This window comes from Ruegeria arenilitoris, from assembly GCF_013035315.1.
Lineage (GTDB): Bacteria > Pseudomonadota > Alphaproteobacteria > Rhodobacterales > Rhodobacteraceae > Ruegeria > Ruegeria arenilitoris_D.
Genome location: NZ_WQHP01000001.1, coordinates 413655 through 431378, shown reverse-complemented (window position 1 = coordinate 431378; position 17724 = coordinate 413655). Strand labels below are relative to the sequence as shown.

At 57.9% G+C, this 17724-nt stretch carries 20 protein-coding genes; 11 read left to right on the top strand and 9 right to left on the bottom strand.

The genetic code is table 11. The features are described 5' to 3' along the window. Positions 1-48: 48 nt before the first annotated feature. Both GOV53_RS02150 and cobA read right to left on the bottom strand, forming a co-directional pair. Positions 49-363, bottom strand: coding sequence for a DUF2849 domain-containing protein (locus tag GOV53_RS02150; RefSeq protein WP_170412772.1), 315 nt, complete (start codon positions 361-363; stop codon positions 49-51). Continuing rightward, the gene (gene cobA, locus GOV53_RS02145) at positions 363-1139 is read right to left on the bottom strand and encodes a uroporphyrinogen-III C-methyltransferase (protein ID WP_170463931.1); all 777 of its coding nucleotides are present in this window, start codon (positions 1137-1139) and stop codon (positions 363-365) included. The genes GOV53_RS02150 and cobA overlap by 1 nt, the downstream gene beginning before the upstream one ends. A 143-nt stretch (positions 1140-1282) precedes the next feature. Between cobA and GOV53_RS02140 the strand changes: the two genes are divergently transcribed. After that, a complete protein-coding gene (locus GOV53_RS02140) occupies positions 1283-1762 on the top strand; it encodes an Lrp/AsnC family transcriptional regulator (RefSeq protein WP_170463930.1) in 480 nt (159 codons plus the stop codon). Here the strand turns inward: GOV53_RS02140 and GOV53_RS02135 are convergent. Beyond that, positions 1759-2940: a cytochrome P450 gene (locus tag GOV53_RS02135; RefSeq protein WP_170464523.1), complete on the bottom strand. Its 1182-nt coding sequence runs from the start codon at positions 2938-2940 to the stop codon at positions 1759-1761. The genes GOV53_RS02140 and GOV53_RS02135 overlap by 4 nt on opposite strands. A gap of 47 nt (positions 2941-2987) precedes the next feature. Between GOV53_RS02135 and GOV53_RS02130 the strand changes: the two genes are divergently transcribed. From GOV53_RS02130 to GOV53_RS02110, 5 genes are all read left to right on the top strand, one after another. Then, the gene (locus tag GOV53_RS02130) at positions 2988-4721 is read left to right on the top strand and encodes a sensor histidine kinase (RefSeq protein WP_170463928.1); all 1734 of its coding nucleotides are present in this window, start codon (positions 2988-2990) and stop codon (positions 4719-4721) included. Further along, entirely contained in the window at positions 4718-5947 is a 1230-nt protein-coding gene (locus tag GOV53_RS02125; RefSeq protein WP_170463926.1) for a sigma-54-dependent transcriptional regulator, read from the top strand. Before GOV53_RS02130 ends, GOV53_RS02125 begins: the two co-directional genes overlap by 4 nt. Before the next feature lie 371 nt (positions 5948-6318). Further along, positions 6319-7320: a DctP family TRAP transporter solute-binding subunit gene (locus tag GOV53_RS02120; protein WP_170463924.1), complete on the top strand. Its 1002-nt coding sequence runs from the start codon at positions 6319-6321 to the stop codon at positions 7318-7320. A 117-nt stretch (positions 7321-7437) separates the two neighbouring features. Next, positions 7438-8115 (top strand): TRAP transporter small permease, encoded by a 678-nt coding sequence (locus GOV53_RS02115; protein ID WP_170463922.1) that lies wholly within the window; start codon positions 7438-7440, stop codon positions 8113-8115. Further along, positions 8115-9491 carry a TRAP transporter large permease gene (locus GOV53_RS02110; RefSeq protein ID WP_170463921.1) on the top strand — a complete coding sequence of 459 codons (1377 nt, stop codon included), beginning with the start codon at positions 8115-8117 and terminating at the stop codon, positions 9489-9491. Before GOV53_RS02115 ends, GOV53_RS02110 begins: the two co-directional genes overlap by 1 nt. Before the next feature lie 68 nt (positions 9492-9559). On the opposite strand, the gene GOV53_RS02105 is transcribed toward GOV53_RS02110, so the two are convergent. Next, complete coding sequence (locus GOV53_RS02105) at positions 9560-10366, bottom strand: hypothetical protein (RefSeq protein WP_170463919.1); 807 nt, start codon at positions 10364-10366, stop codon at positions 9560-9562. Between the two features lie 194 nt (positions 10367-10560). On the opposite strand from GOV53_RS02105, the gene GOV53_RS02100 reads away from it, so the two are divergent. Then, positions 10561-10872, top strand: coding sequence for a DMT family transporter (locus GOV53_RS02100; protein ID WP_170463916.1), 312 nt, complete (start codon positions 10561-10563; stop codon positions 10870-10872). 2 nt (positions 10873-10874) lie between these two features. On the opposite strand, the gene tpiA is transcribed toward GOV53_RS02100, so the two are convergent. Further along, positions 10875-11624, bottom strand: coding sequence for a triose-phosphate isomerase (gene tpiA, locus GOV53_RS02095; RefSeq protein WP_170464522.1), 750 nt, complete (start codon positions 11622-11624; stop codon positions 10875-10877). A 120-nt stretch (positions 11625-11744) separates the two neighbouring features. Between tpiA and GOV53_RS02090 the strand changes: the two genes are divergently transcribed. After that, positions 11745-12656 (top strand): isopenicillin N synthase family dioxygenase, encoded by a 912-nt coding sequence (locus tag GOV53_RS02090; RefSeq protein WP_170463914.1) that lies wholly within the window; start codon positions 11745-11747, stop codon positions 12654-12656. Here the strand turns inward: GOV53_RS02090 and GOV53_RS02085 are convergent. Continuing rightward, positions 12653-13018, bottom strand: coding sequence for a HesB/IscA family protein (locus GOV53_RS02085; RefSeq protein WP_170463913.1), 366 nt, complete (start codon positions 13016-13018; stop codon positions 12653-12655). The two genes, GOV53_RS02090 and GOV53_RS02085, sit on opposite strands and share 4 nt — an antisense overlap. A 307-nt stretch (positions 13019-13325) precedes the next feature. On the opposite strand from GOV53_RS02085, the gene GOV53_RS02080 reads away from it, so the two are divergent. Beyond that, on the top strand, positions 13326-13550 hold the full coding sequence (locus GOV53_RS02080; protein ID WP_174823311.1) for a hypothetical protein: 225 nt from the start codon (positions 13326-13328) through the stop codon (positions 13548-13550). Between the two features lie 86 nt (positions 13551-13636). Here the strand turns inward: GOV53_RS02080 and GOV53_RS02075 are convergent, their stop codons facing one another. The 3 genes from GOV53_RS02075 to GOV53_RS02065 all read right to left on the bottom strand — a co-directional run bounded on the left by GOV53_RS02075 (position 13637) and on the right by GOV53_RS02065 (position 15263). Continuing rightward, complete coding sequence (locus GOV53_RS02075) at positions 13637-13999, bottom strand: SUF system Fe-S cluster assembly protein (protein ID WP_170425261.1); 363 nt, start codon at positions 13997-13999, stop codon at positions 13637-13639. Between the two features lie 95 nt (positions 14000-14094). Continuing rightward, a complete protein-coding gene (locus tag GOV53_RS02070; RefSeq protein ID WP_170463911.1) occupies positions 14095-14373 on the bottom strand; it encodes an NfeD family protein in 279 nt (92 codons plus the stop codon). Next, the gene (locus GOV53_RS02065) at positions 14373-15263 is read right to left on the bottom strand and encodes an SPFH domain-containing protein (RefSeq protein WP_170463909.1); all 891 of its coding nucleotides are present in this window, start codon (positions 15261-15263) and stop codon (positions 14373-14375) included. The genes GOV53_RS02070 and GOV53_RS02065 overlap by 1 nt, the downstream gene beginning before the upstream one ends. A 176-nt stretch (positions 15264-15439) precedes the next feature. Here GOV53_RS02065 and GOV53_RS02060 point away from each other — a divergent pair, with 176 nt between their 5' ends. Both GOV53_RS02060 and tgt read left to right on the top strand, forming a co-directional pair. After that, the gene (locus tag GOV53_RS02060; protein WP_170463907.1) at positions 15440-16351 is read left to right on the top strand and encodes a nucleoside hydrolase; all 912 of its coding nucleotides are present in this window, start codon (positions 15440-15442) and stop codon (positions 16349-16351) included. 64 nt (positions 16352-16415) lie between these two features. After that, entirely contained in the window at positions 16416-17546 is a 1131-nt protein-coding gene (tgt, locus tag GOV53_RS02055) for a tRNA guanosine(34) transglycosylase Tgt (protein WP_170463905.1), read from the top strand. The last annotated feature ends 178 nt before the right edge of the window (positions 17547-17724 follow it).

Below are 17724 nucleotides of genomic sequence, written 5' to 3'. Positions count from 1 at the left end.
AGCCCCGAACCTTGGGGCCTTGAAAAGGGGAGAGAGACGGGCCAGAGGTCAGGCCCGGGGCTGCGTGGATGTTTCTTGTTTGCCGTGGGCATAGTTGGACGGGCCGGTGCGGCGGAAGTCTTCCCGGAAGTGGGTCGGCTCGGGGCCGTTGTCACCGGCGACTGCATCGGCCAGATAAGCGCCGACGATCTTGTTGGCCTGACGCGACGCATCCAACAGACGCACCTGCGCGTGCGCCTCGTCCGTGATCAACTCGGCCTCGGACAGTTCACGCGACCAGCGGTCGTCTTCGGTTTGATAGATCACGTCACCTTCCAACAAATCGTTGGCAGTGACCACTTTGGGGGTAAAAGCGCGGGCCATCAGGCGTGCTCCTTCTTGAATTCGGTCAGGGCCTGAGCCGCTTGGCGCGGGGCGAGGCCATAAAATGTCAGTGTTGGGCCGTCCATTTCGGCGGCGTTCAGATCGGTCGGAAGCTGATCCAGCGTCGTTTCCAGAACACGCTGATCGGGCCGCGAGGCGTTCTCGATCAGGGTCACAGGCGTCTGGCGGTCGGCACCGTGCATGATCAGGCGGCCTTGGATAAACCGGGCCGATTTCTTGCCCATGTAAATCGCTGCAACCGAACCCGCGCGTGCCAGCGCAGTCCAGTCGTGATCGGCAAATCCCTTCATGTCGTGGCCGGTCAGAAACCGGACCGAAGAATTGCGTCCACGCCGTGTCAGGCTTTGACCAATTCCGGCCACTGCCGCGGATGCAGCAGTGATACCCGGTACGATCCGCCACGGGATGCCAGCAGCCTCAACCGCCTCTATCTCTTCATCCAAGCGACCAAATACGGTCGGGTCGCCGGATTTCAGGCGTACGACGCGCTGACCTTTCAGCGCGTAGTCGACCAACAGGGCGTCAATGTCTTCCTGTTTCCACGAGGGGCCGAAACCGGCCTTGCCCACATCGACCAGTTGCGCGGTCTTACCGGCCAGTTCCAGCACCTCGGCGCTGATCAGGCGGTCATGCAGAACGACGTCCGCGCGCTCGAACGCATTCAGCGCTTTGAGCGTCAGCAATTCCGCATCGCCCGGACCTGCGCCGACAAAGTCGACATGGCCTTTGGCATTATGTGATTGCGTAAGCTGCATTTTCGGTCCCGAGTGTGGTTTGACTTGGGTTGCAATATAGGAAATATTCCCGCTAATACGCCATATGGGCGAGTAAATAAGGACAAACGTTCTAGTTGAGGTGAGCTTCAGGACGTTTGTTTCGAAACGAAAGGAAAATTGGAATGTCGGTGCGGATTGACGATACGGATCGGAAAATTCTGATCGAGCTGCAGCGGGATGCAAGCCAATCGCTGGACGAAATAGCCGCCCGTGTCGGTAGTTCCAAGACCCCGGTCTGGAATCGGATACGCAAACTCAAAGGGGCCGGAGTGATCGGCCAGCAGACCGTTTTGCTCGACGCCGAAGCGCTGGGGTTCGAGGCGACTTTCTTTGTGCTGATCCGCACCTCAGAGCACGAGGCCGACTGGCAGCACAAGTTCCTCAAAGCCCTGCGCGACAGGCCTGAAGTGCAAGAGGCGCACCGGCTGGCTGGTGACATCGACTATATCCTCAAGGTGCGGGTAAAGAACGCGCGCGCCTATGATGAGTTCTATCAGGCGCTGATCTCAGAGGTGCGCGTGCATAACGTCACCGCGCTGCTGTCTATGGAAGAGATCAAGTCGACCACGATGCTGCCGCTGAATGCGTTGATCGAGAGCTAGCTTTCGACCATCAGACGGGTCAGCCCGTGAAAATGATAGGTGTTCGAGTATTCCGGTTTGGCGCTCAGGCGCAGGTTAGGGCACCGTTCGAACAACACGGACAGGCCAATGCGCATCTCCATCCGTGCAAGCGGCGCGCCGACGCAAAAATGCAGGCCGCCGCCGAAACTGGTGTTCGTGACGATGGCGCGCGCAGGGTCGAACCGGTCGGGGTCGGGCCAGACCACAGGATCGCGGTTCGCAGCCCCTAGCAGCAAAGCGACCTCATCACCGCGTTTGAAGGTGTGGCCGAACGCTTCGATGTCTTCGTAGGCATAGCGGGTGAACATGTGTAGCGGCGGATCGTAGCGCAGGATTTCCTCGACCGTCCCGTCGATGGCGTCGGGCACAAAGGCTTGCGGCCCGATACCCAACTGCAGTGTGGTCTTCACTCCGTTTGCCAAAGAATGAACCGTCGCCTCATGCCCGGCATTCAAAAGCAGGATGCAAGTGGCCACCAGCTCATCGCGGGAGAGTTTCTCTCCGTCCTCTTCGGCAGTAATCAGCCGCGTAATCAGATCGTCCTGAGGATCGGCACGACGTTGGTCGATGTACCCGATCAGAAAGTCGGTGAATTCTTGCGATGATCTGGCAGCGGCGGTCTCGGTCTCAGCCGTGCGACTGGCCTGATACATCGCCACCATGTCATGCGACCAGCGCAGCAGGCTAGGTGCCATATCCTCGGGCACGCCCAGAAGGCGGCAGATCGTGATGACCGGGATCTGGGTGCAAAACGCAGGCAACAGGTCGAAGGGCGCGTCAGGACAAGAATCGATCAGCGTGTGGCTGAGCGCGTGGATCGACGGCTCCAGCGCCGCAATCGCGCGAGACGTAAATGCGCGCATCACCAACGCACGCAAACGCGTGTGCCGAGGCGGCTCGGCTTCAAGTAACGAGTGCGCCTCAACCGCCAGCCAAGGGGCAAGATGTGAGGGGCCGGGTGTTTGCAGCTCCTCAGGCACCTCGCGGCCAAAACGGCGATCCTTTAGCAGGGCGGAGACCGCGCGATGCGATACCGCTGCGACTTTGCCGTAATCCTCCCAATAGACAAGGTCGCCGAATGCGCGGGCCTCATCGTAGAAAGGGTAGGGATTTTGAACGAAACCCGGATCGACCGGAGATAGAATGACCGTCTTCATGCGGCGCAGACTTGCCATGCGGCGCGCTGAATGCAAGACCCTATGTCATGCACAGAGTTTGGGTCATCCTGGGATTTCTGTTTGCCGTCGGGCTGTTGTCTGCTGGTGTCTGGTCCTATGGCTATCGTCAGGCGCTGTCGCAGCTGAGCGAAAAGGCTGAAGCCGATCTGGAACTGGCCGCGGACCGGCTGAGCACTCAGATGCAGGTTTATCAGGAATTGGCGGTGCTGATGGCAACGCATCCCGTCCTGCGCAGGCTTGAAACGCCAGCACAGAAGCGTGCGGCGCGGGCGATACTGCTGGACGTGGCGGACAAGACCTCGGCCGTTAACATGATGTATCTGGATCGCAGCGGCAGGGTGCTGGCCTCGGCCCAGCCAATCGCTCAGGAAAGCATGTCCGACCACCCGGCGTTTCAGCGCGCCATGCAGGGCGCTATGGGCAGCGCGCATGGGGTTGTAGATTTCAGCGGAGACCGTACCTATTCATACGCGGCCCCAACCTTTGGCCTTGATGGTCGGGTCGAGGGTGCGCTGATCGTTGTGGCCGATGTGCAGGATGTGGAACAGACCTGGCGCGGCAGTACCGAGGCGGTGTTCTTCATTGATGGCGACGGCATTGTCTTTATCTCGAACAGATCGGACCTGTTGTTCTGGCAGCGGGAAGAAGGACAGTTAGGTCTGACGCCGCCGAGCGGAGAGGATGTCGATTTCGCCTCGGTTCTTGTCGGCCCGCATGAGGTTTGGAAGCTGAACTGGGGGCGTTACCTGCCAAGCCGAGCCTTGCACCTGATGTTGGAACTGCCGGTCATCGACATGACAGCCGAAGTGCTGGTGGACGTGGCCCCGGCACAGCGTCTGGCAGGGTTGCAGGCGGCCACTGTCGCCGCGATCTGCCTGGCCTTTGGGGCGCTTCTGTATTTGGCGACGGAACGTCGGCGTACACTGGCTGAAGCGAACGCTGTTCTTGAAACGCGTGTTGCGCAACGCACGCAGGCTTTGACCGCGGCCAACATGGCCTTGCGACGTGAAGTACGTGAACGTGAAGATGCCGAGGCCGCCCTCAAACACGCGCAGGAGGAGCTGATTCAGGCCGGAAAGCTAAGCGCTTTGGGGCAGATGTCAGCCGGTATCAGTCACGAGTTAAACCAACCGCTGATGGCGATCCAGCAATTCGCAGACAATGGGTCCGCGTTCCTTTCGCGTGGGCGCGAGGAGAAAGCCTCGGAAAACCTCACGCGTATCTCTGCCATGGCCGCTCGAATGGCGCGGATCATCAAGAACCTGCGCGCCTTTGCCCGCAACGAAAGCGAACCCATGGGCAAGGTCAATCTGGTGCACGTGATCGACACGGCAGTTGAACTGACCGAGGCGCGGCTGCGGACTGAGGACGTGCGCTTGGACTGGGCACCGCCCAAGAACCCTGTCTACGCCTGGGGCGGCGAGGTGCGTTTGGTTCAGGTTTTCGTCAACCTGATCAACAACGCCGCAGATGCCATGAGCGGACAGGACGACCGGCTAATCCGCATCAGGATCGAAGCCGGGGACAAACTGGCCGTGACCGTGCGCGACATCGGGCCGGGCATTGAGAACTCTGAAAAACTGTTCGAGCCGTTCTACACCACCAAAGCCGTTGGATCGTCCGAGGGGATGGGGCTGGGGCTTTCGATCTCCTATGGTTTGGTTCAGAGCTTTGGCGGTAACATCCGGGGTACCAATCTGGAAACTGGCGCAGAGTTCACAGTCGAGCTTGAGCCTTTCACAGAGCACGAGGTCGCATGACGCGGAAAATTCTACTGGTCGATGACGATGCCGCTGTGCGCGAGGCCCTGGCGCAGACGTTGGAGCTGGCGGATTACGATCCGGTAACGGCCGGATCGTTCGTTGCGGCAAAGGATCATATCCGGGCGGATTTTCCCGGAGTCATCGTTTCGGACATTCGAATGCCCGGTCGTGACGGATTTCATCTGTTGACCTACGCTCGCGACGTCGATCCAGAATTGCCTGTTATCCTGCTGACCGGAGAGGGCGACATACCGATGGCCGTGCAGGCCATGGGTCAGGGTGCGTTCGACTTTTTGGAGAAACCCTGCGCCGCAGCCGACCTGCTGTCAGTGTTGGAGCGCGCGTTCGAGGCTCGAACTCAGGTGATCGAACAGCGCGCCCTGAAATCCGAGCTTGAGCGCGGCGACCCAGCGGCACGGTTACTGTTCGGCTTGTCTGCGCAAGCCGAGGCATTAAGGGAACGGGTCCGGTCCGTCGCGCCTACGAAAGCCGAGGTGTTGGTCACCGGACCGCCGGGCAGTGGGATTTCCAAGGTGGCCGAGGTGGTGCATCTGATGTCCCCCGTTGGGCAGGGGCCGTTTGTAAAACGCCCGGCGTCAGGGCTGACGCCCGATGGTCTGGCCCGGGTCTGCGAAGATGCGGCCGGCGGGTCATTGTTTCTGGACGAGGTCTCGGCCATGCCGGAGGCGACGCAATACGCTGCTTTGGAACTGGTCGAGCAGGGACCCGGCGCCCGCATTGTGGCGGGCACAACTGCCGATCTGGCGGTTTTGTCAGAGCAAGGCAGGTTCAGTGCAGACCTGTTTTACCGGTTGGATGTCATGCGCGTGCGTATACCGTCGTTGGCCGAACGCCCTGAGGACATTCCGATCATCTTTCGTCACTACGTTGCGCAAGCCGCGGAACAGGCCGGTATTGCCGAGCCCGAGATTACGTCGGAACATTTGGCATCCTTAATGGCCAGCGATTGGCCGGGGAATGCGCGGTCTTTGATGTCAGCCGCAATGCGGTTCGTGCTTGGTATGCCCGAAGAAGTCGCGCGTGGAACTGATCTGGGATTGAATGAGCAGATGGCGCGGGTCGAACGGTCGCTGCTGATCGCCGCACTGGGGCGGCACAACGGCAAAGCAGCGGATGCTGCCAAAGCGTTGAAGCTTCCGCGCAAGACGTTTTACGACAAACTGGCGCGCTATCAGATTCGCCCTGAGGACTATCGCCGCTAGGAACGCTCCCGCCGGCTTTCGCCGCATTTACATGCGTTTGAAGCCGTTGGGCCGGGCAGCCCGCTGATGCGGTCTGCGGTCGTTTTAGTGAGGATTAGCCCTGCGCGTTGTCTCATTTGATTCGCGACCTGTGCGGAAATCCGCACAGCATGGCTTTGGCATGTGCGGATTTCCGCACAGCAGTTAGAAGCGCCGCCACAGCGGAACTTGGGATGTGGTTTGAAGCTATTGAAAAGAAACAATAAAGTCTGATGTGGTGAAAGTTTAAACAAAAAGTTGAGCGGTGATCTGCGATTCGGTTCACTTCGCGGCATGCGGCGTCTTTTGGGCGTCGACGAAAGGTTTCACGGAAGTCTGGGAGGAAAAGACAGATGAAATTCCTTACTACTGCTGCCACCGCGCTGGCACTGAGCGTTACTGCATCGGCCGCCATGGCCGCCTGTGACGATGGCGAGATCGTGGTCAAGTTCGCGCATGTGACAAACACGGACAAACACCCCAAGGGCATCGCAGCATCGTTGCTGGAGCAGCGCGTCAATGACGAGATGAACGGCGTGATGTGCATGGAGGTTTACCCGAACTCCACGCTTTACAATGACGACAAGGTGCTCGAGGCGATGTTGCAAGGCGACGTCCAACTGGCCGCTCCGTCGCTGTCGAAGTTTGAAAAGTTCACCAAGCAATTCCGTCTGTTCGACCTGCCGTTCATGTTCAAGAACATCGACGCCGTCGACGCGTTCCAGGCCTCGGCCGATGGTCAGGCTATGAAGGACAGCATGCAGCGCCGCGGCCTGCAAGGCTTGGCCTTCTGGCACAATGGCATGAAGCAGATGTCGGCGAACAAACCTCTGGTCGATCCGGCAGACGCGGATGGCCTCAAGTTCCGCGTTCAGTCTTCGGACGTTCTGGTGGCTCAGATGGAAGCCATTGGTGGTAGCCCGCAGAAAATGGCGTTCTCGGAAGTGTACGGCGCACTGCAGCAGGGCGTTGTGGACGGGCAGGAAAACACCTGGTCGAACATCTACGGCAAGAAGTTCTTCGAGGTGCAGGACGGTATCACCGAAACCAACCACGGGATCATCGACTATCTGGTCGTGACCTCGGTGGATTGGCTGGACAGCCTGGATCCTGCGGTGCGTGATCAGTTCCTGACCATTCTAGGTGAAGTGACCGAGACGCGGAACAAAGAAGCCTTTGCTGTGAACGAAGCGGCCAAAGCCTCGATCACCGACGCGGGCGGCATCATTCGGGAACTGAACCCTGAACAGCGTCAGGCTTGGGTCGATGCGATGAAGCCCGTTTGGGATCAATTCGCGGGTGACGTTGGTCAGGACAAGATCGACGCCGCTCAGGCAATCAACGCCGGGTTCTAAACCCGTAATACAGGTCGCGCGTCCGGGCACTGGGGAGTAATCGACGCGTGGGCCGGGCGGGCCGTTTAAAGGCCCGCCAACCTTACTCTCATCACCAATAAATGTGGGGACAGATAAATGTCTGGTTCGAAACCCGGCCAAGGCGGGCTGGTCGACCATATCGAAGAGACCATGATTGCGGCGTTGCTGGGCCTGATGACGGTCGTGACCTTCGCCAATGTGATCGCGCGCTTTGTTTTTAATTCCAACATCTTGTGGGCGCTGGAGCTGACTGTGTTCACCTTTGGCTGGCTGGTCCTTTTGGGTGCTTCGTATGCGGTCAAGAAACATGCGCATCTGGGTGTGGACGCCATCCTGAACATGTTGGCCCCGGCACCACGCCGCATTCTGGCGCTGATCGCGGTTGGGTGCTGTCTGGTATTTTCGCTGCTGCTGCTGAAAGGCTCATATGACTATTGGGCCGTGTTTGCGGACTTGCCGCCCACCTCCGGCCGCTGGTTCCCGACCGGGTTCAATTTCGACGCACGCAGCCAGAGCTTTTACGAGGTGGACGATATCCCCATGGTCGCGCCGCTGCGCTTTCTGGAAGACCTGATCAACTATGGCGAGGGCTATGAAAAGCTGCCCAAGGTGGTGCCGTATCTGGTTCTGCCAGTGTCAATGCTGCTGCTGGTGATCCGTTTTACCCAAGTCGCAGTACAAATCTGGCGTGGCGAGACAGACCGTCTTGTCGCCAGCCACGAAGTCGAGGACGAGATCGAAGAAGTCCGCGCTCAGCAAGGAGAGCATGACTAATGGACGTCGTACTTCTATTCTCGATGGTCATCGGCCTGTTGCTGATCGGGGTTCCGATCGCCGTGGCGCTTGGCCTTAGCTCGACCCTGTTCCTGCTGATCTATTCCGACAGTTCGCTGGCATCGGTTGCGGGAACACTGTTCGAGGCGTTTGAGGGGCACTTCACGCTGCTGGCGATCCCGTTCTTCATCCTCGCGTCGTCTTTCATGACGACAGGCGGTGTGGCGCGGCGTATCATCCGGTTCTCGATTGCCTGTGTGGGTCATTTGCCGGGCGGTCTGGCGATTGCGGGCGTGTTCGCCTGTATGCTGTTTGCTGCGCTTTCCGGGTCGTCCCCGGCCACTGTGGTCGCTATCGGTTCGATCGTGATCGCAGGGATGCGCCAGGTCGGGTACTCGAAAGAATTCGCTGCTGGTGTGATCTGTAACGCCGGTACGCTCGGCATCCTGATCCCGCCCTCCATCGTGATGGTGGTCTATGCTGCGGCTGTCGAGGTCTCGGTTGGACGCATGTTCCTGGCGGGCGTTATTCCCGGCCTGATGGCGGGTCTGATGCTGATGATCACGATCTACGTCATGGCCAAGGTGAAAAACCTGCCCAAAGGCGACTGGAAAGGCTGGGGCGAGATCTTTGTCTCAGCGCGCGAAGCCGGGTGGGGCTTGTTCCTGATCGTGATCATTCTGGGCGGCATTTACGGCGGTATCTTCACCCCGACCGAGGCAGCTGCGGTTGCTGCCGTTTATGCCTTCTTTATCGCTAGCTTTGTATACAAGGACATGGGGCCGCTTAGCACGGAAGAGGGTACGCCGAACCTGCCGTTGCTGAAAAAGCCATATGCGCTGGTCACGGCGTTCTTCCACCCCGACACCAAACATACGCTGTTTGAGGCTGGCAAACTGACGGTGACGTTACTGTTCGTCATCGCCAACGCGCTGATCCTGAAACACGTGCTGACGGATGAGCAAGTGCCGCAGCATATCGCCAGTGCCATGCTGTCGGCAGGTCTGGGGCCGGTGACCTTCTTGATCGTGGTCAACGTCATCCTGCTGATCGGCGGTCAGTTCATGGAGCCCTCGGGTCTGTTGGTTATCGTGGCACCGCTGGTGTTCCCGATTGCGATCGAGTTGGGCATCGACCCGATCCATCTGGGTATCATCATGGTGGTTAACATGGAGATCGGGATGATCACGCCTCCGGTTGGTCTGAACCTCTTCGTAACGTCGGGCGTCGCCGGTATGCCAATGATGAGCGTTGTGAAGGCTGCATTGCCGTTCCTGGCGGTTCTGTTCGTCTTCCTGATCATGGTGACGTACATACCGTGGATATCGACCTTCCTGCCGAACACCTTCATGGGGCCGGAGATCATAACGAACTAGCGATACAGGCTACCAAAGAAAGGCCGGGTCTTCGCCAGACCCGGCCTTTTTTCACGCACCGTACTTGTTCAGGTAGTCCGCGACCCATTCGATCCCGCCATAAGCGCGGCGGCGGCGTGATCCCCAATAACCGATGCTGTCATCCAACAGCTCATTTGGGTTGGGGCGCCATTGAAAATCACGATCTTCGGCCTTTTGGGGCGCTTTTTGTACTTTTTGAAGATCAGGCCAAACGGCCAATAATAGACCAGATGGATAATGCCGATGCACCAATTCTTGGGATAGCATTTCCGGTTCGTCGCAAGCGCCGAGATGTAATTCTGGTCATTTTCATATTTCGGCAGGTCCTTGGCCCCGTCGAAGTCATAGAACAGGTGAAACTGCTCGGCCGGGACGTACCCAACGATCGAGGAATTACCGCGTGTCACTTTGTTCATGAACCACGGAATCCGGTCCCGGATCACGGCGGGGATCATGCGCCAGACAAGCCCGCGGAACTTGGGCATCAGATACAGGCCGCCTTTTTCCAGCATGATCGTCAACAGCGGGTCCAACTGCCCGGTGACGACCAGATCCAGGTCGAGAAACAGCGCGGCGTCGTACTCTCCGACAATCTCGCGGTCGAACATCAACAGCTTGGGCCATTTGCCGTGAACCCATAGGTCTCTTTCAAGCTGGGGGAAGGAAAGCGGGACAACCTTGATGCCCGGCTTTAACCCTTCGGCATTGTCGGTGATACAGATAAAGTCGTGGTCCATCGACATATGGTCTTGAACCGCAGCATACAGCAGATTGACATAGTCAGGACCGAAAGCGTCGCCCCATTTCATGCAGATGATGCATGTCTTTGGTGATTTCCGGGCGGCACTTTCCATTCTTCTTCCTTACCTGAGCAGGTTCTAACCAGACGCAGTTGAGGGCCAAAACGCATCGATTGCCGATGCTAGTATCGCCCAGCACCTCGCATCCCCTTGAATCACGGTCAAGAGATTTTATCTAGCGGTCAGAGGACGACCTCGCCGTTTTGGCAGTTCATTCGGGACGACCCGAACGGAAATGAGGTGTTGTTATGCCCTGGATATTGTTGTTGTTCGCCGGTCTTCTGGAAATCGTTTGGGCGGTTGCCATGAAGCAATCTGCGGGTTTTTCGCGCATGTGGCCCACGGCTGTGATGGGCGTGTCCATGATTGGCTCATTTGGGCTGTTGGCCCTCGCGATGAGGGATTTACCGCTGGGCACGGCCTATACCATCTGGACCGGTATTGGCGCGGTCGGAGCCTTTATGGTTGGCGTGATGCTTTTGGGCGAGGCGCTGACTGCACCCCGCCTGATCGCCGCGGCCCTGATCATTGCAGGGCTGGTCACCATGAAACTGGCCTGACCTCAGGACTTCTGCAGCGCGTCGATGACACCTGAGAAGTCCTGCGATTTCAGGCTCGCGCCGCCTACCAGCGCCCCGTCTACATTCGAGACTGCAAAGATGTCACCGGCGTTGCTCGGTTTGACCGAGCCGCCATACAGCAACCGGACCGAGCGGCCGACGCCTTCGCCGAAGCGCCGCTCGAGCCGGGCGCGGATAAAGTCGTGGACCTCTCCGATCTCGTCCAGGGTGGGGACCTTGCCGGTGCCAATAGCCCAGATCGGCTCATAGGCGACGATCAGGTTTTCTCCCGTCGACTGATCGGGGATCGAGCCGGACATCTGGCCTCCAATAATGTCCAGAGTGTTTGCAGCCTCGCGCTGTTCCAGGCTTTCGCCGACGCAGATGATGGCTTTTAGGCCAGCGTCCATGGCGACACGCGCCTTGGCACGCACGTCCTCGTTCTGCTCGCCGTGATCTTCACGCCGCTCAGAATGCCCCAGAATGACGGCGGTCGCGCCTGCATCCAGCAACATCTGAGCACTGATGTCTCCGGTATGCGCGCCGGACTCTGCCGCGTGGCAATCCTGACCGCCCACAGTGATCGCGGTATCCTTAGCAACGTCTGCAGCGCGATGCAGCAACGTGGCAGGAGGGCAGATCAGAACATCCACCGAAGCGCTCGGATAGGAGGTAGCCAGCGACTGAAGCTCGGGCAAAGAAGCCGAGGTGCCGTTCATTTTCCAGTTTCCTGCTGCCAACTTACGCCGCATAACGCGTACCCCCAGATTAGTCATTGTTTGCCCTCGGATAGCACCGCTGGCCGCACCTGACAATTCCGGTTGCAAAGGCGCGGGTACAACGGCAGGCTTTTCGGTAAACAGGAGGGCCCGATGATCGATGATCTGGATCTGGAGAAACTGGACCGGCGCGAGACGCAAGAGCTGGCCAAGTTACTGCGCGCAGTGGGCGAGGTGGGGTTCCTGACCGTATCGAACACCGGCCTGCACACCGACCAGGTGTGTGAAGTGATCGAAACTTATCGCGGGTTTTTTCACTTGCCCGAAGTCCAGAAAAAGACGGTAGACATGGCGGTGACAGGGTCAAACCGAGGGTGGGGCGCGCCGCAGTCCGAACAGGTCGACCCCAACGCCAACCCGGATTTCAAGGAAGTGTTCGACTGTGGCTATGAACTGCCGCCTGATAACCCTTTTGTCGACAAAGGGCTGAGTGTTTACGCGCCGAACCTTTGGCCTGAATATCCTGTTGAATTTCAAAACACTATTCAGGGCTATTACAGCGACGCATGCGGCGTGGCGATGCGGATTCTAAGGGCGATCGCTGTCGCCTTGGGGCGCGATGAAACCAGCTTTGACAGAGCGTTTGACACACCCATGGCCCTGTTGCGCGGAAATTTCTACCCGGAACGCCCCACCTGGGCCGGAGAGCACGATTTTGGTATCGCGGCGCATACCGATTACGGATGCCTGACCTTGTTGGCAACGGACGGATCCTCGGGGCTTGAGGTCCGTATGCCGGACGACACATGGCAATCAGTCTCGGCCAAACCCGGTACGTTTATCATTAACTTTGGTGAGATGCTTGAATTCTGGACCGCCGGTCAGGTCAAAGCGACCGAGCATCGTGTGGTTGGCGGCACGCAAGAGCGAATTTCCGTGCCGCTGTTTTTCAACCCGTCCTACGATACAAACGTGGCCCCGCCGGCGTCGGGTCAAACAATCAGCGCGGGTGAGCATTTGACGAACCGGTACAATGAAACCTACGTCCACCTGCAGAAGGCTTAGGATTGTGAGGACAGCGCGTCGTCGAACTTGATGGATTCGCCACAGCCGCACGCGTCGACGACATTCGGGTTACGAAACTTGAAGCCGGACTCCAGTAGGGAGACCTCATAGTCAATCTCGGTCCCGAATAGGAACATCTGCGCCATTGGCGCGATCATGATCCGAGCACCATCCTGTTCAACAACTTCGTCGTTGGTGTCGGCCTCTTCAACGTAGTCCATGGTGTATTCCATGCCTGCACAGCCGCCCTTTTTGACACCAATGCGCAAACCGGCATGACCGCCGGACGCCATAAGGCGTGCGATTTGCTCGGCTGCTTTGGTCGTCATTGTCACGGCTTGTTTGCCGGGAATGCCAAACATGGTGATCTCCGTTGCGCTAGGTTACCCTCAATTTAGGGCTCGGAGGCGTCAGGCTCAAGACATAGCAGGCCTGCTGACCTAACTTTTACTTCTGTTTTGAGCGTCTGACGGAATTGGTGAAAGGAATCTTGCGTCAAATGCATCCTTCGCCTTAGCCTGAATTCAGGATCACCAAGGGTTAGTAAAAGGGCAATTGAATATGACTTGGCACGGGCAGATTCCACCGAAAAATGTTGTGATACAAGCTGTTTGCGCGGTTTTTTTAAGCGCAGGTGTTGCTTCGGCCGCTAATGACAAGCGGCATCCGGTGAACTGCGCGACCGCAGAGGGTGATCTGAGAGCGATTGCGTCCGAAAAGAAACACGCCCAGGACCAGCAAGCAGAAAGTATTATTGCAGTCACGCCAGCGGGTGCGTTGCTTGGGTTAGTGACTGGGACGGAAAAGAAGCGGCTCAGCATGCTGAACGGCGATTACGTCAAAGCGCTGGACGAACGCGCGGCCGAGATCAAAGAGACCTGCAACGTGGAATAGATTGCGCGTCTTACCAAAAAAAGACGGCCGGAAAGCGGGGCGGCCTATTTGTATTCTATAGTTTAGAGGGCGACCCTAAACTGATATCACATGAATCCCAGCTCTAGGCGGGCTTCGTCCGACATCATCTCCATGCCCCAGGGCGGCTCCCACGTCAGTTCGACATCAACTTCTTTGACGCCCGCGACGGGTTCGATGGCCTCGACGATCCAGCCGGGCATGTCGCCTGCAACCGGGCAGCCCGGCGCTGTCAGTGTCATGATCACCTTCACGGCGTTTTCCTTGGTGATGTCGATCGTATAGATCAGACCCAAGTCATATATATTTACGGGAATCTCGGGGTCAAAGACGGTCCGGCAAGCCTCGACCACGGGCTCGTATAGTGGATGATCGATGGTTGAAGGTGCAATCAAAGGCGTTCCTTCAAACTGTTCACTTGGGTGCGTCATTCATGCCTCGGGGCTGTTACCTGAGCAAATATATAGGGAAAGCATAGGGCAGCGTCCAGTGGTGCCGTGGCACCATCGGACGCTGCGTTCTTAGATCATTCGTTGATATCGTGGTTGAAGGTTTTCACCTGGCCATGGGGCAGGGCGAACATGCGCCGCAGGATCAACCAGGCCGCCAGCGAGAGAACGGCAAAGATCAACAGCAGCACGGGTAGGCTCGGTGCAAAGCCCGGAATTACAAGCAAAAGCCCTGTAACGGCCGCGCCTATAGCAAAGCCAAGAAAGATGAACCCCGGCAGCACGATCTCGAGTATGCCCAGAGCGAGAGCTCCGGCCAGCCAAATCCACCATGTCAGCCAGAAGGGATCAGTCATTACTTCGCTCCTTTCAGCATCTTAAACGCATCTCCGAAGGCTTCCAATGCGTTCGCGGGTACCACAATGGTCTGCGAACCGTTGCCATTGCCAAGCGCGTTCAGCGCCTCGACCTGTTTCAGGGCAACCTGATACTGTGCGGCCTCGATCCCATTGTCCTGAATAGCCTTGGCGACGACACCGGTTGCGTATGCTTCGGCCTCGGCCTGGATACGGCGCGCTTTAGCTGTTTGTTCAGCGGCATAGAGTTCCGCATCAGCGTTCAATTCGACTGCGCGCTTCTGACCCTCAGCCTCTGTCACCTGAGCGCGGCGGGCACGTTCGGCGTTCAACTGCTGCAGCATCGCATCGCGGGTGGCCTGATCCAGATTCACATCCAGAATCTCAGCGCGCGTTACCTCGATGCCCCAATCATCAACGGCCGTTTCGACACTTTCCTGTATCCGTGTAATCAGTTGGGCGCGGTTCGACTGGACCTCGTCCAGATCCATTTTACCAATTTCCGCCCGCACGATGCCGGCCACTGTCGTTGCGATCGCACCATCGACGTCGCGGATACGGTACACGGTCTTTTCGGGTTCAAGAATGCGGTAGAAGACCGATGTGTCGATCTGGACCAGAACGTTGTCCTTGGTGATCGCGTCTTGTGTCGCATTGGGCAACTGGCGTTCCAGAATGGATATCTTGTGACGTGCAACGTCCAGAAACGGAACGATAAAGTTGATGCCCGGGCCAAGGACCGAGTGCAGGCGGCCAAAGCGCTCTACCACGTATTTTTCAGATTGCGGCACGATCTTGATGCCTTTGAAGATCACAACGATAACTAAAATCGCCGCAAGCACGTAAATGATGTTTGATGTCAGCAATCCAATGATCTGGTCTTCTGTCATAACTGTCCTCTATTTTTGTGTACTATGGTATACACTTGGGGATTGTTCCGCCTAATTTCAACTCAGGTATGGCGGGAATGGCAGCGGATGCAAATCGATGAAACCGTGTTACCAGAGTGGAAATTTGCATATGTGGCCGCTTTGCATCCAGCTTCCGATTGCGCTATCGGGCGGGGATGAAACTAATAATTGACACTGATCCCGGCATCGACGACGCGATGGCCATCGCCTATGCCGCAGCAGCACCTGATATTGATTTGATCGGGCTGACCACCATCTTCGGCAATACGCACGTTCACCAATCCAGTCGCAACGCACGGTTTTTGTTGGATAAGTTGGGTTTGGATGCGCCAGTTTCAGAAGGGGCACCCTGGGCCTGGGAAACCGACGGTCATGCCCCGTCCGAGCATGTGCACGGCCCGGAAGGGTTTGGCGACATTACAGAAATTCCGCAGATCGGATCCAACCACCCTTTGGCGGCGGCAGAATATCTGGTGGATCAGGCACGGGCGCATAAGGGCGAATTGGTTGTGTGTGCGGTTGGTCCGCTGACAAACATCGCTGATGCGATGCGGCTTGACCCTCAGTTCGCCAGCAACCTCAACCGGTTGGTGATCATGGGTGGGGCGGTCTTTTGCCGCGGCAACATTACTGAACACGCAGAAGCCAATATCTATCATGATGCAAAGGCGGCGGATGCGGTGTTTGCCTCCCCTCCGGATACGGTTCTTGTGGGGCTGGATGTGACTTTGAAGACGCTTTACGAAACAGCGGATTTCGAGGCACTGGCCGAACGCTCGGTAGAAATGGGCGGGTTCCTGCGCGACATCTCGAAGTTTTACCTGAATTTCTACAAAGACATCGGCGGATTGGAAGGCTGCGGCTTGCATGATTCAACCGCTGTGATCGCCTGCACGCACGCGCCCATGTTCGAGATGGTGGAAACCGGTATTCGCGTTGTTGCGGACGGACCGCAAGCCGGGGCCACTTTGCCGGATGCCGACAGACCGGCGATACGCGTTTGCCGTGATGTGGACGGGGCAGGGGTTGTCGAGTTGTTCACTGAGCGTGTCGCAACACTGCCCTGACGGCTTGCAATAGAAGCTAAGATCGGGCAATTGCTGCCCGGTTCAGCGACCCTGAGGCATTCATATGACAGACCGTTTCTCTTTCGACCTGAAGGCCACCGATGGCAAGGCCCGCACCGGAGTCATCCATACTCCGCGCGGTGACGTGCGTACGCCTGCATTCATGCCGGTTGGAACAGCGGCCACGGTCAAAGCGATGATGCCGGAGAGTGTACGCGCCACAGGTGCGGACATTCTGCTGGGTAATACCTATCACCTGATGCTGCGTCCGACGGCCGAGCGGATCGACCGTTTGGGCGGATTGCACAAGTTTATGAATTGGGAGCGCCCGATCCTCACGGACTCGGGCGGATTTCAGGTCATGTCGCTGGCTGGGCTGCGGAAGCTGACCGAGAAGGGTGTGACCTTCAAATCCCATATCGACGGATCTCGGCACGAATTGACTCCCGAAAGGTCGATGGAAATTCAGCGCCTTTTGGGCTCGGACATCGTGATGTGTTTCGATGAGTGCCCGGCGTTACCCGCGGATCGGGATCGCATCGCTGAATCGATGCGCCTGTCGATGCGGTGGGCGCAGCGTTCGCGCGACGCCTTTGGGGATCGTCCCGGTCATGCCTTGTTTGGCATCCAGCAAGGTGGGCTGGAAAAGGACTTCCGCGAGGAATCGGCCGAGGCGCTGAAAGAGATTGGGTTCGAAGGCTATGCCGTCGGCGGTCTCGCCGTGGGCGAAGGGCAGGAAGCAATGTTCGACGTGCTGGACTTTGCCCCCGATATGCTGCCCGAAGACAAACCACGCTATCTGATGGGCGTCGGTAAGCCTGACGATATCGTTGGCGCAGTTGCGCGCGGAATCGACATGATGGATTGCGTTCTGCCGTCCCGTTCGGGGCGCACCGGGCAGGTCTTCACGCGCCACGGCGTCGTTAACATCAAAAACGCCCGCCACGCCGATGACCCGCGCCCGCTGGATGAACACTGCACCTGTCCGGCGTGTTCGAACTATTCCCGCGCTTATTTGCACCATGTGTTCCGCTCGAACGAGATGATCTCGGGCATGCTGCTGACCTGGCACAACCTGCATTATTTCCAAGAGATTATGCAGGGCATGCGCGACGCGATTGCCGCAGGTACTTTTGAGGCCTGGCGGGCAGATTTCCACGCACAACGTGCGCAGGGTGATATCGAGCCACTTTGATAGGCGTTTGGCGATTTGATGACCAAAATCGCCGAATAGTCCATCAGGTGCCTTGCAGTCCCGAACACCTCGGGTCATTCTCATCACGAGAGATGGCGGTGAGGTTGAAATAGGGCACAGACTGCCCCACCTTAATCGTCCAAGACAGGAGACGGCCGGGCGTTGCCTCGATGAGGGA

Coding starts and splice junctions, on each gene's coding strand:
- GOV53_RS02100 (WP_170463916.1), top strand. CDS start 10,561: ATGCCCTGGATATTGTTGTTGTTCGCCGGTCTTCTGGAAATCGTTTGG.
- GOV53_RS02075 (WP_170425261.1), bottom strand. CDS start 13,999: ATGACGCACCCAAGTGAACAGTTTGAAGGAACGCCTTTGATTGCACCT.
- GOV53_RS02110 (WP_170463921.1), top strand. CDS start 8,115: ATGGACGTCGTACTTCTATTCTCGATGGTCATCGGCCTGTTGCTGATC.
- GOV53_RS02120 (WP_170463924.1), top strand. CDS start 6,319: ATGAAATTCCTTACTACTGCTGCCACCGCGCTGGCACTGAGCGTTACT.
- GOV53_RS02135 (WP_170464523.1), bottom strand. CDS start 2,940: ATGAAGACGGTCATTCTATCTCCGGTCGATCCGGGTTTCGTTCAAAAT.
- GOV53_RS02130 (WP_170463928.1), top strand. CDS start 2,988: ATGCACAGAGTTTGGGTCATCCTGGGATTTCTGTTTGCCGTCGGGCTG.
- GOV53_RS02150 (WP_170412772.1), bottom strand. CDS start 363: ATGGCCCGCGCTTTTACCCCCAAAGTGGTCACTGCCAACGATTTGTTG.
- GOV53_RS02090 (WP_170463914.1), top strand. CDS start 11,745: ATGATCGATGATCTGGATCTGGAGAAACTGGACCGGCGCGAGACGCAA.
- tgt (WP_170463905.1), top strand. CDS start 16,416: ATGACAGACCGTTTCTCTTTCGACCTGAAGGCCACCGATGGCAAGGCC.
- GOV53_RS02125 (WP_170463926.1), top strand. CDS start 4,718: ATGACGCGGAAAATTCTACTGGTCGATGACGATGCCGCTGTGCGCGAG.
- GOV53_RS02140 (WP_170463930.1), top strand. CDS start 1,283: ATGTCGGTGCGGATTGACGATACGGATCGGAAAATTCTGATCGAGCTG.
- GOV53_RS02085 (WP_170463913.1), bottom strand. CDS start 13,018: ATGTTTGGCATTCCCGGCAAACAAGCCGTGACAATGACGACCAAAGCA.
- cobA (WP_170463931.1), bottom strand. CDS start 1,139: ATGCAGCTTACGCAATCACATAATGCCAAAGGCCATGTCGACTTTGTC.
- GOV53_RS02065 (WP_170463909.1), bottom strand. CDS start 15,263: ATGACAGAAGACCAGATCATTGGATTGCTGACATCAAACATCATTTAC.
- GOV53_RS02115 (WP_170463922.1), top strand. CDS start 7,438: ATGTCTGGTTCGAAACCCGGCCAAGGCGGGCTGGTCGACCATATCGAA.
- GOV53_RS02105 (WP_170463919.1), bottom strand. CDS start 10,366: ATGGAAAGTGCCGCCCGGAAATCACCAAAGACATGCATCATCTGCATG.
- tpiA (WP_170464522.1), bottom strand. CDS start 11,624: ATGCGGCGTAAGTTGGCAGCAGGAAACTGGAAAATGAACGGCACCTCG.
- GOV53_RS02060 (WP_170463907.1), top strand. CDS start 15,440: ATGAAACTAATAATTGACACTGATCCCGGCATCGACGACGCGATGGCC.
- GOV53_RS02070 (WP_170463911.1), bottom strand. CDS start 14,373: ATGACTGATCCCTTCTGGCTGACATGGTGGATTTGGCTGGCCGGAGCT.